The organism is Stenotrophomonas aracearum, assembly GCF_031834615.1.
In the GTDB taxonomy this organism is placed as follows: domain Bacteria; phylum Pseudomonadota; class Gammaproteobacteria; order Xanthomonadales; family Xanthomonadaceae; genus Stenotrophomonas; species Stenotrophomonas aracearum.
Window position 1 is genome coordinate 1,413,010 of record NZ_CP115543.1, and the last position, 15,564, is coordinate 1,428,573.

Genomic DNA, 15,564 nt, shown 5'->3' on the forward strand with positions numbered 1-15,564 from the left:
CGATTGTAGGGGCAAGTGCAACTGCAACTGATTCCGATTAGATCACTGTATTTCCGGATAGGGCACCATGCCCGCATTGATTCATAAGGACACCCCCATGAAAGGCCATCCGGACGTCATTGCCTGCCTGAAGGAACTGCTGCGCGGCGAGCTTGCGGCTCGCGACCAGTACTTCATCCATTCGCGCCGATACGAAGACCAGGGGCTGTTCGCGCTGTACGAGCGACTGAACCACGAGATGGAAGAAGAGACCCAGCACGCGGACGCGCTGCTGCGCCGGATCCTGTTCCTGGGCGGCACGCCGGACATGCGCCCGCACGGTTTCGAGCCGGGCGTGACGGTGGAAGAGATGCTGCAGAAGGACCTGGACACCGAGTACAGCGTGCGCAACAACCTGGCGGCGGGCATGAAGCTGTGCGAGCAGCACCAGGACTACGTGAGCCGCGACATGCTGCTGGTGCAGCTGAAGGACACCGAAGAAGACCACGCCTGGTGGCTGGAGCAGCAGCTTAGCCTGATCAAGCGCATTGGTCTTGCGCTGTACCAGACCAGCAAGATGGAATCGAAGGGCAACGTCGCGCACTGAGTACCGCGTACCCGCCAGCCAGCCAACGCCAGCCAGCGAAATGCAGAAGAACCGGGGATTCCCCGGTTTTTTTGTGGGCGCTCGGTAGAGCCAGGCCCTGCCTGGCTGCTCTGGTTGCATGACGTCCGTAGAGCCGGGCTCTGCCCGGCTGCTGTTGGATTCAGGCGAACAGCCTTGGGCTGCGCGGTTTCCCTGGTCAGGGCCGTCGGGTGCGGGTTTGTGGGGGACGCCGTAAATACTTCCATGTAGGCTCATCGCCGCATCCATGCGGCTCGTGCCCCCTCAAACCCACCCCCGCCGACCCTTCGACAGTTTGTCGGTCGCCATGGGAACCGCGGGTGCCGGGTTTTGCCCGGCGGGTATGTCGCTTTCGGATGGAAACTGCGGACACGCGTGGCGTGTCACTACGCGATTCTCATGTTCTGATCGACTCGAACGTTGCTGATCTTGATCGCTTCTGTGATGCGATGCGCACGGGCACGATGGCGTTTGCGTCATGGATAGGCTGCGTCAACCAAAGCTGCGAAAACCGCAGAAACAAACGATTTCTCTTTGCTTGCGGTCGACTGCAATGTTGTCCACGGAGCCTACAACCTCCGCAACCAACATACTGATGTCTTCCTGTGTCGGGAGGGTGGTCAATACAACACCCCCAACAGGGAAATACACCACGCCGTATGTTGGTACGCGGTTGTAGCCTCCCGACGCCTCTCGCCATTCTGGCGAGAGGTCATTCTCTGCAGGAGGTCTACCATGCAAACGCATCGGGCCGACACGCCCTCTGATTGTTCCGCTGCAAACGCCCATCCGTCCGACGATGGTTGCAGTCCTGAAACGCCCGTAATGACGCAGGCCGAGAAGGATGACGCCGAATGGCCCGGGGCGGTCCCGGTGATCATGCTGCGCGGCAAGTGGCTGCACCGATTGGGATTCCCGCCACGGTGTCTGATCAAGATTCAGGCGCGTAACGGGGCAATCCTGCTGACGCCAGCCGGCCCCCGGTCAAAGCCTCGCTTTGTGGCGCCTTACGACTTTGACACGCAGCCCGACTACACGCTTCTGGAAGACCCGCACGTCACCAGGGCATCGCTCGACAGTGAGCTGCGCTGCCGCTTTCGAGCAGCTGCCTGGCGGGTAAAGAAGACTCCTTCGTTGTTGCTGCGGTTGTTGATGCAGCGCTATGTGGATGTCGACGAAGATCGATTTTCGCTGAGCCTGGCACTGTGGGGACATCCGGAGCGAAGGGCAGCGACGATGGTGGCCCGTGAGCTGGTGCCGCCGAATGAAAGATTGAACTCCGGTCCACGCTGGTGGTGATCGCCCTTCAGGTTTGCAGGGAGCGAGTACGAAAGCAGCTACCCCGTTTGAAGTTCATGCGTCCCAGCGGTGATCAACGTTATCGGCAGTCGTCTGGGGACCGACTCTACCAAGGCAGGTCCTGCGGATGGTCACGCACCGCGTAGTGACACGCCATGCGTGTCAGATTTTCCCAACCGCGCACGACCATCCATGGGGGGCGGCCGACGGGTAGCCCCCGGAGAGACGCTAGAAAACATGGACGTTTTCTAGCAGCCCCCATGGACGGGTTCACGGCGTGTCTCGGAGCGGGGCTGCCCGGCGGCCGCCCCAGCACGTAGTAATCGAAGCGCCGCCGTTCGCGCAGAAACGAAAAGCAGCCGTCAACAGTGCGAATTCCCAAAAACAGAACGGCCGGGAAGATCCCGGCCGTTCGTGCATTCAAGCGCAAGCAGGTTGACGCTTACTCCACCGCCAACCCATCCACCTTCTGCCACCCGCGCGGCAGCAGATGCCCGCGCGTGGCGCGGCTGCCGATGTAGGTTTCCAGATCCTTGTACGACAGGTTCATCGTGCGCTGGCCGCTGCGGACCAGCAGCGTGTTGCCCGGGCCCACCGCCACCACCGCCACCACACGTTCCGTGGCCAGCTTCGCCTTCGGGATGTCGATGATCTTGTTGCCCTTGCCCTTGTCCAGTTCCGGCAGCTCGCTGGCCGGAATCGCCAGCAGGTTGCCCGAACTGGTCACCGCCACGATCCGGTCGACCGCCGGATTGGCCACTACAGCCGGCGTCAGCACCTTCGAACCCGACGTCAGGTTCAACATTGCCTTGCCCGCCTTGTTGCGGCCCGTCAGGTTCTCGAAGCGCGTCACGAACCCGTAGCCATGCGTCGACGCCAGCACGAAGCGCGTATCGTTCTCTCCGCTGGCCAAGGTCATGAACGCACTGCCTGCCGCCGGCGAGAAGCGGCCGGTCAGCGGTTCGCCGTTGCCACGCGCAGAGGGCAGCGTGTGCACCAGCGTCGAATACGCGCGGCCCTCGCTGTCCAGGAACGCCACCTGCTGCGTGCTGCGCGAACGCACCGAACCCAACAACGCATCGCCCTCACGGTACGACAGCGTCGACGGGTCCATGTCGTGGCCCTTCGCCGCACGGATCCAGCCCTTCTCCGACAACACCACCGTCATCGGCTCGCTCGGCACCAGCTCCGACTCATCGATCGCCTGCGCCGCACCACGCTGCACCAGCGGCGAACGGCGTGCATCGCCGAACTTCTTCGCGTCCGCCGTCAGCTCATCGCGGATCAGCTTCTTCAGCTTTGCCTTGCTCTCCAGGATCGACTGGATCTTGTCCCGCTCCTTCGCCAGCTCATCCTGCTCGCCCCGGATCTTCATCTCCTCCAGGCGCGCCAGCTGCTTCAGCTTGGTTTCCAGGATGTAGTCGGCCTGGTCATCGCTCAGCCCGAACCGCGCGATCAACGCCGCCTTCGGCTCGTCTTCCGTACGGATGATGTGGATCACCTCATCCAGGTTCAGGAACGCCACCAGCAGGCCTTCCAACAGGTGCAGGCGACGCTCCACCTTCTCCAGGCGATGATTCAGGCGCCGCGTCACCGTTGCCTGGCGGAACTGCAGCCACTCGCCCAGCAGCATCTTCAGGTTCTTCACCTGCGGACGCCCGTCCATCCCGATCACGTTGAGGTTGACCCGGTAGCTGCGCTCCAGGTCCGTCGTCGCGAACAGATGGCCCATCAGCTGTTCCGCGTCCACCCGGTTCGAACGCGGCACCAGCACCACCCGCACCGGGTTCGCATGGTCCGACTCGTCGCGGATGTCTTCCAGCCACGGCAGCTTCTTCGCGCGCATCTGCGCCGCGATCTGCTCGATCACCTTCGAAGGCGACACCTGGAACGGCAGCGCATTGATCACGATGTTGGTGCCTTCCTTCAGGAAGGTCGACCGCGCACGCACACTGCCGTAGCCCGTGTCGTACATCGTCCGCAGGTCCGCCGCCGGCGTGATGATCTCCGCCGCGCTCGGGTAGTCCGGGCCCTTCACGTGCTCCAGCAGCGCGTCCAGGCTCGCGTCCGGATCGTCCAGCAGGTGCAGCAGCGCGCTGACGATCTCATTGAGGTTGTGCGGCGGCACGTCCGTGGCCATGCCCACCGCGATGCCCGTGGTGCCGTTCAGCAGCAGGTGCGGCAGGCGCGCCGGCATCCAGGTCGGCTCTTCCAGCGTGCCGTCGAAGTTCGGCGTCCAGTCGGTCGTGCCCTGGTTGATCTCGCCCAGCAGCACTTCGGCGATCGGGGTCAGCTTGGATTCGGTGTAACGCATCGCCGCGAACGACTTCGGATCATCGGTCGAACCGAAGTTGCCCTGGCCCTCGATCAGCGGATACCGGTACGAGAACGGCTGCGCCATCAGCACCAGCGCCTCGTAGCACGCGCTGTCGCCGTGCGGGTGGTACTTACCGATCACGTCACCCACGGTACGGGCGGACTTCTTCGGCTTGGAGGCGGCGTTCAGCCCCAGCTCGCTCATCGAATAGATGATGCGGCGCTGGACCGGCTTCAGGCCGTCGCCGATGAACGGCAGTGCACGGTCGAGCACCACGTACATCGAGTAGTCCAGGTACGCCCGTTCAGCGTATTCACGCAGGGGAAGCTGTTCAAAGCCGTGGAAAGCGGGGCGGGCTAGATCGGTCATGCGGGATTGGTACCTGTGGCAAGGGACGGCGACGGCTGTCGCCCTCGCAGGCGGTCGATTATCCGGATGCGGCGGGGGATGCCAAGCCATGTGAAGGAATTGGCTGGCCCGGGCCAGTGTTCTGAATGGGGCAACACTGCATTTGCTTCCAGATCGAATATTTCCATTGAGAAATATATTTTTCGGAAGTAAAGTGCCTCCCCATGATGATCTGCCCCGAAACCCCGCCCAGTCTGGGACTGCTGCTGCGCCAGGTCCGCGATGGCCTGATGCGCGAGCTGGACGTGTCCATGGCCGAGGAAAACCTCGATATCGGCTTCACCCACTACCTGGGCCTGAAGGTGCTGTCGTTCCGCGCGCCGTGTACCGCCAACGAGCTGGCCCAGGCCCTGGACCAGGTGCCCAGCGCGGTGACCCGCCTGCTGGACAAGCTGGAGGCCATTGGCTGCGTGCGCCGTGAACCGCATGCGCAGGACCGGCGTGCGCTGCAGATCGTACTGACCGAGCAGGGCCGCGAACTGTGGGCCCGGCTCCAGCGGCGCGGCGACACCGTGATGGACGACGCCATGCGCGACCTGTCCGCCGACGAGCGCGCCCAGCTGCTTTCCCTGTTGACCCGTGTCCGTGACTCCCTCACTACGCCATGACTCCTATTACTGATCGCACTTCATCGCTGCGCCCGCTGCGGCCGGTGCTGCTGTCCGTCCTGGCCCTTGCGCTCGCCGCCTGTGCCAGCACCGGTGGCCTGGAACCGCACGGCAAGCTGCTCGACGCCGACAGCCTGCAGGCCCAGCGCACCCTGGCCGGCCACCCGCTGAGCCCGGCCGCGTGGCCGGCCACCGACTGGTGGCGCGCCCTCAACGATCCGCAGCTGGACGCCCTGATCGCCGAAGGCCTGCAGCACAACCCGGGGCTGGACGCGGCCGACGCGCGCCTGCGCCAGGCCCGCGCGCAGATCGGCACCGCGCATGCGGACCGGCTGCCCAGCGTCAATGCGTCGGGTGGCTATACCGGCGTGCGCCTGCCCGAATCGATGGTCGGTGACGAGCTGGGCGGCAGCTATGCCGGCAGCGGCCAGGCCTACGTGAGCGTGAGCTACGGCGTGGACCTGTGGGGCGGCAAGCGTGCTGCCTGGGAAGCCGCCGTGGACAGCGGCCATGCCGCAGCGGTCGACGCGCAGGCCGCGCGCCTGAACCTCTCGGCCGGCATTGCCGAAGCCTACGCGCAGCTGGGCTACGCCTGGCGCCTGCACGACGTGGCCAGCGAAGAGCTGGACCGCTCGCAGAAGACCCTGACCCTGGTCCGCCAGCGTCGCGCGGCCGGCATCGACAGCGACCTGCAGACCCGCCAGGCCGAAGCCCGCATTCCGGTTGCGCAGCAGCAGCTGCAGGCCGCGCAGCAGCAGATCGACGACGCGCGCACCGCGCTGGCCGCGCTGGTCGGGCAGGGCCCGGACCGCGGCCTGAAGATCGAACGCCCGCAGCCGCTGAATCCGCTGGCCCTGCAGTTGCCGAGCGTGTTGCCGAGCGAACTGCTGGGCCGTCGCCCGGACATCGTGGCGGCGCGCTGGCGGGTGGAAGCGGCCGGTCGCGAGATCGACGCGTCCAAGGCGAAGTTCTATCCCAGCCTCAACCTCACTGCCCTCGGCGGCGTGGTGGCCGGTGAGGTCGACCAGCTGCTCAAGAGCGGTTCGACCTTCGCCTTCATCGCGCCGGCGCTGAGCCTGCCGATCTTCGACGGTGGCCGCCTGCGCGCCAACCTGGACAAGACCGACGCGCAGTACGACCTGGCCGTGGCCAACTACAACCAGTCGGTGGTCGACGCACTGCGCGAAGTGGCCGACCAGGTCAACGCCGTGCGCTCGCTGGCCGAACAGGCCGCGTCGCAGGCGCAGGCCGTGGACACCGCGCGCGCGGCGCACGACCTGGCGCAGCAGCGCTACAAGGCCGGCGTCGGCAGCTACCTGGACGTGCTCAGCGTGGAGGCGCAGCTGCTGCAGTCGCAGCAGCAGCTGGCCGCGCTGCAGTCGCGTCAGATCCTTGTTTCGGTCCGGCTGAGCCAGGCACTCGGCGGCGGGTTCACCCCGTCCGGCGACACCGCCACGCTCGCCACCGCCCCCGAATCCACGCATTCCTGAGAGTCCTTCCATGAGCCAGACATCCGCTCCCGCTGCCGCCCCGGCAGCTCCTTCCCGTCGCGGCAAGCTGCTGCGTGGCCTGCTGGCCATCGTGGTGCTGCTGATCGCGGCGGCCGCGCTGTGGTACTTCATGTTCGGCCGCTGGTTCGAAGAAACCGACGACGCCTACGTGCAGGGCAACCAGGTGCAGATCACCCCGCTGATCACCGGTACGGTGGTGGCGATCAACGCTGACGACGGCATGCGCGTGGAGCGCGGCCAGCTGTTGGTGCAGCTGGACCCGGCCGACACCGACGTAGCGCTGCAGCAGGCCCGCGCCAACCTGGCCAAGACCGTGCGCCAGACCCGCGGTCTGTACCGCAGCGTGGAAGGTGCGCAGGCCGAACTGAGCGCGCGCCAGGTCACCCTGAACCGCGTGCGCGAAGACTTCGCCCGCCGCAAGGGCCTGGCCGCAACGGGCGCGATTTCCGATGAAGAGCTGGCGCATGCGCGCAACGAGCTGGCGGCGGCCGAAGCGGCCGTGGCCGGGTCGCGCGAGTCGTTCGAGCGCAACAATGCGCTGGTCGACGACACCGTGATTGCCACCCAGCCGGACGTGCAGGCGGCCGCGGCGCAGCTGCGCCAGGCGTACCTCAACAATGCCCGCGCGGGCATCGTGGCGCCAGTCAGCGGCTACGTGGCGCGTCGTTCGGTGCAGGTTGGCCAGCGCGTGCAGCCGGGCAATGCTCTGATGGCGGTGGTGCCGACCGAGCAGATGTGGGTGGAAGCGAACTTCAAGGAAACCCAGCTGCGCCACATGCGCCTGGGCCAGGAAGTGGAGCTGCGCTCGGACCTGTACGGCGGTGAGGTGAAGTACAAGGGCCGCATCGACAGCCTGGGCCTGGGCACCGGTTCGGCGTTCTCGCTGCTGCCGGCGCAGAACGCGAGCGGCAACTGGATCAAGATCGTGCAGCGCGTGCCGGTGCGCATCGCCATCGATGCGAAGCAGCTGGCCGACAATCCGCTGCGCATCGGTCTGTCGATGAAGGCCGAGGTGAGCCTGCGCGACCAGAAGGGCACGGTGCTGCCGACCGCGCCGGCGAAGGGCCAGGTGTTCGACACCGACGTGTACGCCACGCAGCTGCACAACGCCGACGAGGTGATCCACGAGATCATCCAGGACAACCTGCCGCGCCAGGCGAAGGCAAGCTGAGGCCATCATGTCCGCACAAGCTCCCGCCGCACCCGGTGTTCCGGGTGCGCCGTCGGCGCCAGGTGCGACCGGCGCGTTCCGGCCGGCCAATGTCGCGCTGTGTACTGCTGGCCTGGCCATGGCCTCGTTCATGCAGGTGCTCGACACCACCATCGCCAACGTTTCGCTGCCGACCATCGCCGGCAACCTGGGCGCCAGTTCGCAGCAGGCGACCTGGGTCATTACCTCGTTCGCGGTCAGTACGGCGATCGCGCTGCCGCTCACCGGTTGGCTGAGCCGCCGGTTCGGCGAGACCAAGCTGTTCATCTGGGCGACGCTGTCGTTCGTGGTGGCGTCGCTGTTGTGTGGCCTGGCGCAGAGCATGGGCATGCTGGTGGTGTCGCGTGCGCTGCAGGGGTTCGTGGCGGGGCCGATGTACCCGATCACGCAGTCGCTGCTGGTATCGATCTACCCACGCGAGAAACGCGGGCAGGCGCTGGCGCTGCTGGCGATGATCACGGTGGTGGCGCCGATCTGCGGTCCGATCCTGGGCGGCTGGATCACGGACAACTACAGTTGGGAATGGATCTTCCTGATCAACGTGCCACTGGGCATTTTCGCGGCGTTGGTGGTGGGCAACCAGTTGAAGGGGCGCCCGGAGCACATCGAAAAGCCGAAGATGGACTACGTGGGCCTGATCACGCTGGTGATCGGCGTGGGTGCGCTGCAGCTGGTGCTGGACCTGGGCAACGATGAGGACTGGTTCAGTTCGCCGATGATCGTGGCGCTGGCCTGTGTGTCGGTGGTGGCGCTGGCGGTGTTCCTGATCTGGGAGCTGACCGACAAGGATCCGATCGTGGACCTGCGGTTGTTCCGGCATCGGAATTTCCGGGCGGGCACGCTGGCGATGGTGGTGGCGTACGCGGCATTCTTCAGTGTGTCGCTGCTGATCCCGCAGTGGTTGCAGCGCGACATGGGCTATACGGCGATCTGGGCGGGGCTGGCAACGGCGCCGATCGGTATCCTGCCGGTGATCATGACGCCGTTCGTGGGCAAGTATGCGTCGCGCTTCGACATGCGCTGGATCGCGTCGATCGCGTTCGTGTTCCTGTCGTTCACCAGTTTCATGCGCTCGGGTTTCAACCTGCAGGTGGACTTCACGCACGTGGCGGGGGTGCAGCTGATCATGGGCATTGGCGTGGCATTGTTCTTCATGCCGGTGCTGCAGATCCTGCTGTCGGACCTGGACGGTCGCGAGATTGCGGCGGGTTCGGGCCTGGCGACGTTCCTGCGTACGCTGGGCGGCAGTTTCGCGGCGTCGCTGACGACGTGGCTGTGGGCACACCGCACGCAGGAGCACCACGCGCACCTGACCGAAAGCATTTCGGTGTACACGCCGGGCATGCAGGAAAAGGTGGCGGCAATGGGGCAGGGCGACCTGCAGCATGGTGCGGCGGCGTTGAACAACATGATCAACCACCAGGCATCGCAGATGGGCTTCAACGACATCTTCTTCCTGCTGGGCTGGGTGTTCCTGGCGATCATCGCCTTCCTGTGGCTGGCCAAGCCGCCATTCGGCGCAGGCGCCGGTGCGGCGTCGGCTGGTGGTCACTGACCGCGCGCATCGGTGCATACGAAAGCCCCGCAGAAATGCGGGGCTTTTCTTTTGTGCGCGCCGCGACGTTTCATGCGTGGCGAGACGCCGCGTAGTGCCGGCCGCCGGCCGGCTCCACGGATTGCATGAGATCTCGGAGAGCTGGGCTCTGCCCAGCTCGCTGTTGGATTCAGGCGAACAGCTCGGGTCTGCGCGGTTCCCCTGGTCAGGGCCGTCGGGTGCGGGTTTGTGGGGGACGCTGCAAGTACGTCCATGTAAGCTCATCGCCGCATCCATGCGGCTCGTGCCCCCTCAAACCCACCCCCGCCGACCCTTCGACAGTGCGTCGGAGGCCATGGGAAGAGCCGTTGTGCCGACCGTTGGTCGACACGAATGCGTGGGCTGATGGTCTACGGTGGACACGCATGGCGTGTCACTACGCGACTGGTTCGCTTCGGGCGGTAGGGTTGGTTCCCAAACAACCGCTGTGAACAAACCAACGTCCGGTGACGCATGAGCATTGAACGAGTCAATGCGTCGGCCAGCGGCCGACATCGGCGTCTCCCCAGGCCACCGGCCAACTGTCAAAGGGTCGCCCGGGGTCGGTTTGCGGGGGACTCGGCGCCATGGATGGCGTCCGCGTAGCCTACACGGACGTACTTGCGGCGACCCCGCAAACCGGCACCGGGCGGCCCAGGCCAGGGAAACCACGCAGCCCCGAGCTGTTCGCCTGAATCCAACAGCGAGCTGGGCAGAGCCCAGCTCTACGCGAGGTGTGCAATCCGACCACCGGGATCGCATGCAATTGGAGGAGCCGGCCGGCGGCCGGCACTACAGAGGGTTACGCGTGCGGCAAACCCCGGAAACGAAAAAACCCGCTTTCGCGGGTTTGATCATTTACCGAGTCGTGGTGCCCAGGAGAGGACTCGAACCTCCACGAAGTTGCCCCCGCTAGCACCTGAAGCTAGTGCGTCTACCAATTCCGCCACCTGGGCGACTCAGGAGGAGAATTCTGCGGGAGAACGGCGAATGTGTCAACAGCATGTCGCAGAAAAAATCGTTCGCGACGGGCATGGCGCAGAAACGAAAAAACCCGCTTTCGCGGGTTTGATCATTTACCGAGTCGTGGTGCCCAGGAGAGGACTCGAACCTCCACGAAGTTGCCCCCGCTAGCACCTGAAGCTAGTGCGTCTACCAATTCCGCCACCTGGGCGACTCAGGGGGCGAATTATGCGGATCGCCCCAAGGTCTGTCAACGCATTCTGCAGCGGCGATAGGCATACTCGGCCGACACCGATGGTCTGGAGGTTCCATGGCATTGCCGATCCTGCACGCCCACCCGCTCTCGTCGTGCTGCCAGAAGGTGGTGATCGCCGCCCATGCGCTTGGCGTTGCGCTCGACCAGCAGCTCCTGAACCTCGGCGACCCCGCACAGCGCGAAGCGCTCGATGCCCGCTCCCCCGCCGGCAAGATGCCCCTGCTGGTCGACCAGGGCAGGGCAGTGGCCGAGACCAGCATCATCATCGAGTACCTGCAGCAGCACCACGCCACCGACGGCGCGCGCCTGATTCCACTCGACCCCGACGCCGCACTCGCCGTCCGCTTCTGGGACCGCTTCTGCGACTTTTACCTCATGACCCCCATGCAGGCGCTCACCGCGGAACTGCTCAAGCCGGAAGAACGCCGCAGCGAAGAAAGCGCCGCAGCCGCACGCGCACTGCTGCTCAGAAGCTACGCCGCGCTCAACCGCCAGCTCGAGGGTCGCACCTGGCTGGCCGGCGAAGACTTCAGCATGGCCGACTGCGCCGCTTCACCCGCGCTGTTCTATGCCATCGCCTATGTGCCGGTGCCGGACACCGAACGACATCTGCTCGCCTACTTCGAACGTCTGATGGCGCACCCATCGGTGGCGGCGGTTGTTGACGCGGCTCGGCCCTGGTTCAAGTATTTCCCCGGCAGGGCGGGGTTGGCGTCGCGGTTCTACATGCCGGACGCCTGAAACGAAAAAACCCGCTTTCGCGGGTTTGATCATTTACCGAGTCGTGGTGCCCAGGAGAGGACTCGAACCTCCACGAAGTTGCCCCCGCTAGCACCTGAAGCTAGTGCGTCTACCAATTCCGCCACCTGGGCGACTCAGGGGGCGAATTGTGGGCATGTCCGCGAAGGTTGTCAACGCTTTTGTTAAATTTCTTCACATTCCTGCATGGGGGTCGCCAATGACCCATTCTGCACACCGCCACGCGGTACCATGGAGGTCGATGAAAACAAAGAAACCGACCCGGGGCGCGAAAGCCCCCAAGTCTCCGGCGCCGAAGCAGGCCGCCGGTCCGTCGGGCAAGCCCCGCGCTGGCGCTGCCAAGTCTGGCAAGAAGCTGCCGCCCTGGATGCCCGAGTCCATGAACACCCCCGCGCCGCCCCGTGGCGGCAAGCGCAGCGGCCCCCGGCCGGACCACGGCGCACCGGTCCCGACCCGTCGCAATCCGCACCCGATGCCTGCCGGCAGCCCGGTGGACGACCCCTATGCGGCCCGCGAAGCTGAACGCTATGCCCAGCCCATCGCCAGCCGCGAAGCCATCCTGCAGCTGCTCGACCGCTGCGACGGCCCGCAGACCCATGAAGAGGTCGCCGTCCAGCTCGGCCTGACCGAACCCGACCGGGCCGACGCGCTCGGCAAGCGCCTGGGCACCATGGTCCGTGACGGCCAGCTGGTGCAGAACCGCCGCGGCGGCTTCGCCCCGGTCCAGGCCACCAACCTGATCACCGGCGTGGTGATCGCCAACCCCGAAGGGTTCGGCTTCCTGCGCCCGGTCGAAGGCGGCGACGACCTGTTCCTGGCCCCGTATGAAATGCGCAAGGTCATGCACGGCGACCGCGTGCTCGCCAACGTCACCGGCATCGACCGCCGCGGCCGCCGCGAAGGCAGCATCGCGCGCGTGCTCGAGCGCGGCATGACCCGCATGATCGGGCGCTTCAGCGTCGAGTTCGGCATCAACTACGTGGTGCCCGACGACAAGCGCATCCAGCGCAACGTGCAGATCCCGCCCGACCAGACCGGCGACGCCCGCGACGGGCAGCTCGTGGTGTGCGAAATCACCCAGCCGCCGGACTCCCGGCGCCCGCCGATCGGCCGCATCATCGCCGTGCTCGGCGACAAGCTCACCGCCTCGCTGATCGTCGAAACCGCGATCCACGGCCATGAGCTGCCGTTCGAGTTCCCGCAGGCCGTGCTCGACGAAGCCGCCGCCGTGCCGATGCAGGTCGAGCCGCAGATGATCGGCAACCGCGTGGACCTGCGCAGCACGCCGCTGGTCACCATCGACGGGGAAGACGCCAAGGACTTCGACGACGCCGTCTACTGCGAACCCAACGCCGAAGGCTTCCGCCTGGTGGTGGCCATCGCCGACGTCTCCAACTACGTCCGTCCCGGCACGCCGCTCGACGACGAAGCACAGAAGCGCGCCACCTCGGTGTACTTCCCCGGCTTCGTGGTGCCGATGCTGCCCGAGACCCTGTCCAACGGCATCTGCTCGCTGATGCCCAAGGTCGACCGCATGTGCTTCGTCTGCGACATGCAGGTCGGGCGCGACGGTGAAGTGGCGCATGCCCGCTTCTACGAAGCAGTGATGAATTCGCACGCGCGCCTGACCTACAACCAGGTCTGGCAGGCGGTGGGCGAGAACGACCCGGCCGCGCGCAAGCAGATCGAGGCCGTGCTGCCCCAGGTTGAGCGCCTGCACCAGCTGTACAAGGTGCTGGCCAAGGCCCGCACCAAGCGCGGTGCGATCGAGTTCGAGTCGTCCGAAGTGCGCTTCGTGCTCGACAACACCGGTGAGGTCACCCAGGCCGGCATGATGGTGCGCAATGACGCGCACAAGCTGATCGAAGAGTGCATGATCGCCGCCAACGTGCAGGCTGCGCGCTACCTGCTCAGCAAGCACATGCCGGCCCCGTTCCGCGACCACGCAAAGCCGCCGGAAGCGAAGTACGACGACCTGCTGGAGTTCCTGAAGGAATTCAAGCTGAGCCTGCCGCCGTGGTCCAAGGTGCAGCCGGGCGACTACACCAAGCTGCTCAAGAAGGTGCGCGAGCGCCCCGACGCCGCCCTGCTGGAGTCGGTGCTGCTGCGCAGCCAGAGCCTGGCGGTGTATTCGCCGGACAACCAGGGCCACTTCGGCCTGGCGCTGGACGCTTACGCGCACTTCACCTCGCCGATCCGCCGCTATCCCGACCTGCTCGTGCACCGTGCGATCAAGCATGCGCTGAGCGGCAAGCCGCTGGACAAGTTCACCTACACCCAGCGCGAAATGGCCGCGCTGGCGCTGCAGTGCTCCGAACGCGAGCGCCGGGCCGACGAGGCCGAGCGTGAAGTGGACGAGCGTTACCGCGCCGCGTGGATGGAAAAGCACGTGGGCGGCGAGTTCGACGGCGTGATCAGCGGCGTGACCAGTTTCGGCCTGTTCGTCGAACTGGACGAGTCCAAGGTCAACGGCCTGGTCCATGTCACCCAGCTGCCGCACGACTATTACCAGTTCGACGCCACCCGCAAGACGCTGAGCGGCGAGCGCCGGGGCAAGAGCTACCGCCTGGGCGACCGCGTGCGGATCCTGGTGCTCAAGGCCAGCATGGAAGAGCGCAAGATCGACTTCCGCCTGGTCGAAGACAAGGAAGAGCAGGAGCCGACCCTGCCGCCCCGAGGCCAACCCGCAAAAAGGCAGAAACAGAAGTATTGAGGTAGTGCCGGCCGCTGGCCGGCTCCCCGCTGACCCGAAACGGAGTCCCCACATGAACCCGGTTCCCGAATTCTCCGGTGGCTGCCAATGTGGGGCGATCCGCTTCCACGTCCGTGGCGCGCTGCCCGACCGCTCGATCTGCCACTGCCGGATGTGCCAGAAGGCCTTCGGCGCCTATTACGCACCGCTGGTGTCGGTGCGCGGCGCCGATTTCCGCTGGACCCGGGGTGAACCGCGCCGGTTCCAGTCCTCCAACCATTTCCGCCGGGGCTTCTGCGCCGACTGCGGGACCCCGCTGACCTATGAAGGCGAGGACGGCATGGCCGTGGCGGCCGGGGCCTTCGACGACCCCAGCCGGCTGCCGCCGACCGTCCAGTACGGGACCGAGTCCAAGCTGCCGTTCGTGGACCAGCTGGGCGGCCTGCCGGTGATCCTGCAGGAGGACGACCCGGACGCCGAGCGCCTGCGCAGCCTGGTCTCCCACCAGCACCCCGACCGCGACACCGAGCGCTGGCCACCCCGGTGATCCCGGGCGCCCGGCCTCCCGATGCTCTACCATTACCACCCCCTGTACCGGTCCCGCCCCCGCAATGAGCAAGCAAAGCCAGTGGATCGTCGGCGTCAACGCCGTCGCTTCCTCGATCGAGAACGATGCCGATAACGTCCGCGAAGTGCTCATCGAGGCCAGCGCGAAGAACCCGCGGCTGATCGAAATCGAAGAGAACGCGCGCCGAAAGGGCATCGACGTGCGCAAGGTCAACACCCAGGCGCTGGACGGCGTGGGCGGCTCGGTGCGCCACCAGGGCGTGGCCGCGCGCTACCAGGCCGCGCGCACCTACGGTGAGAACGAGCTGGAAGGGCTGGTCACCGCCGCCGAGGGCAAGGCGCTGCTGCTGGTGCTCGACGAGGTCCAGGACCCGCACAACCTGGGCGCCTGCCTGCGCAGCGCGGCCGCCGCTGGGGCTACGGCGGTGATCATTCCGAAGGACAAGTCGGCCACGGTGAATGCCACCGTGCGCAAGACCTCGGCCGGCGCCGCCGACCGCATTCCGGTGGTGGCGGTGACCAACCTGTCGCGCTGCCTGAAGGATCTGCAGAAGCAGGGCGTGTGGATCTATGGGCTGGCCGGTGAGGCCACCACCTCGCTGTATTCGATCGACCTGAAGGGCAACGTTGCGCTGGTGCTGGGTGGGGAAGCTGATGGCATGCGACGGTTGACCCGTGAGAACTGCGACGGGTTGGTGAAGATTCCGATGCCCGGGGATATCGAGAGCCTGAATGTCTCGGTCGCTGCGGGTGTAAGCCTGTTTGAAGCGGTGCGTCAGCGCAGCTGACGCGGCGCT

General features: G+C 65.9%; 11 protein-coding genes and 3 tRNA genes. 10 read left to right on the forward strand and 4 right to left on the reverse strand.

Going from position 1 to position 15,564, the window contains the following annotated elements; all coding sequences use genetic code 11:
• The first annotated feature begins 97 nt into the window (after positions 1-97).
• Both bfr and PDM28_RS06510 read left to right on the forward strand, forming a co-directional pair.
• Positions 98-586 carry a bacterioferritin gene (gene bfr, locus PDM28_RS06505; protein ID WP_102946668.1) on the forward strand — a complete coding sequence of 163 codons (489 nt, stop codon included), beginning with the start codon at positions 98-100 and terminating at the stop codon, positions 584-586.
• An 843-nt stretch (positions 587-1,429) separates the two neighbouring features.
• A complete protein-coding gene (locus PDM28_RS06510) occupies positions 1,430-1,903 on the forward strand; it encodes a SymE family type I addiction module toxin (protein ID WP_311184226.1) in 474 nt (157 codons plus the stop codon).
• Positions 1,904-2,345: 442 nt separating this feature from the next.
• On the opposite strand, the gene parC is transcribed toward PDM28_RS06510, so the two are convergent.
• Entirely contained in the window at positions 2,346-4,589 is a 2,244-nt protein-coding gene (gene parC, locus PDM28_RS06515; protein WP_311184227.1) for a DNA topoisomerase IV subunit A, read from the reverse strand.
• A 203-nt stretch (positions 4,590-4,792) separates the two neighbouring features.
• Here parC and PDM28_RS06520 point away from each other — a divergent pair, with 203 nt between their 5' ends.
• From PDM28_RS06520 to PDM28_RS06535, 4 genes are read left to right on the forward strand one after another with little or no spacing between them, the layout of a single operon-like run.
• The gene (locus PDM28_RS06520; RefSeq protein WP_425507640.1) at positions 4,793-5,236 is read left to right on the forward strand and encodes a MarR family winged helix-turn-helix transcriptional regulator; all 444 of its coding nucleotides are present in this window, start codon (positions 4,793-4,795) and stop codon (positions 5,234-5,236) included.
• A complete protein-coding gene (locus PDM28_RS06525) occupies positions 5,233-6,726 on the forward strand; it encodes an efflux transporter outer membrane subunit (RefSeq protein ID WP_102946665.1) in 1,494 nt (497 codons plus the stop codon). Before PDM28_RS06520 ends, PDM28_RS06525 begins: the two co-directional genes overlap by 4 nt.
• A gap of 10 nt (positions 6,727-6,736) precedes the next feature.
• Positions 6,737-7,918: a multidrug efflux MFS transporter periplasmic adaptor subunit EmrA gene (gene emrA, locus PDM28_RS06530; RefSeq protein WP_102946664.1), complete on the forward strand. Its 1,182-nt coding sequence runs from the start codon at positions 6,737-6,739 to the stop codon at positions 7,916-7,918.
• Between the two features lie 7 nt (positions 7,919-7,925).
• Entirely contained in the window at positions 7,926-9,512 is a 1,587-nt protein-coding gene (locus tag PDM28_RS06535) for a DHA2 family efflux MFS transporter permease subunit (protein ID WP_311184228.1), read from the forward strand.
• Between the two features lie 887 nt (positions 9,513-10,399).
• On the opposite strand, the gene PDM28_RS06540 is transcribed toward PDM28_RS06535, so the two are convergent.
• Both PDM28_RS06540 and PDM28_RS06545 read right to left on the reverse strand, forming a co-directional pair.
• Positions 10,400-10,486 (reverse strand) — tRNA-Leu (locus PDM28_RS06540).
• Positions 10,487-10,617: 131 nt separating this feature from the next.
• Positions 10,618-10,704, reverse strand: a tRNA-Leu gene (locus tag PDM28_RS06545).
• A gap of 99 nt (positions 10,705-10,803) precedes the next feature.
• On the opposite strand from PDM28_RS06545, the gene PDM28_RS06550 reads away from it, so the two are divergent.
• A complete protein-coding gene (locus PDM28_RS06550) occupies positions 10,804-11,490 on the forward strand; it encodes a glutathione S-transferase family protein (protein WP_311184229.1) in 687 nt (228 codons plus the stop codon).
• 44 nt (positions 11,491-11,534) lie between these two features.
• Here the strand turns inward: PDM28_RS06550 and PDM28_RS06555 are convergent.
• A tRNA-Leu gene (locus PDM28_RS06555) sits at positions 11,535-11,621 on the reverse strand.
• A 128-nt stretch (positions 11,622-11,749) separates the two neighbouring features.
• On the opposite strand from PDM28_RS06555, the gene rnr reads away from it, so the two are divergent.
• The 3 genes from rnr (at position 11,750) to rlmB (ending at position 15,555) form a co-directional block, all read left to right on the forward strand.
• Positions 11,750-14,221, forward strand: a complete 2,472-nt coding sequence (gene rnr / locus PDM28_RS06560) for a ribonuclease R (RefSeq protein WP_311184230.1) — start codon at positions 11,750-11,752, stop codon at positions 14,219-14,221.
• 52 nt (positions 14,222-14,273) lie between these two features.
• Positions 14,274-14,747 (forward strand): GFA family protein, encoded by a 474-nt coding sequence (locus tag PDM28_RS06565; RefSeq protein WP_311184231.1) that lies wholly within the window; start codon positions 14,274-14,276, stop codon positions 14,745-14,747.
• 64 nt (positions 14,748-14,811) lie between these two features.
• Entirely contained in the window at positions 14,812-15,555 is a 744-nt protein-coding gene (rlmB, locus tag PDM28_RS06570; RefSeq protein WP_311184232.1) for a 23S rRNA (guanosine(2251)-2'-O)-methyltransferase RlmB, read from the forward strand.
• Positions 15,556-15,564 lie beyond the last annotated feature (9 nt).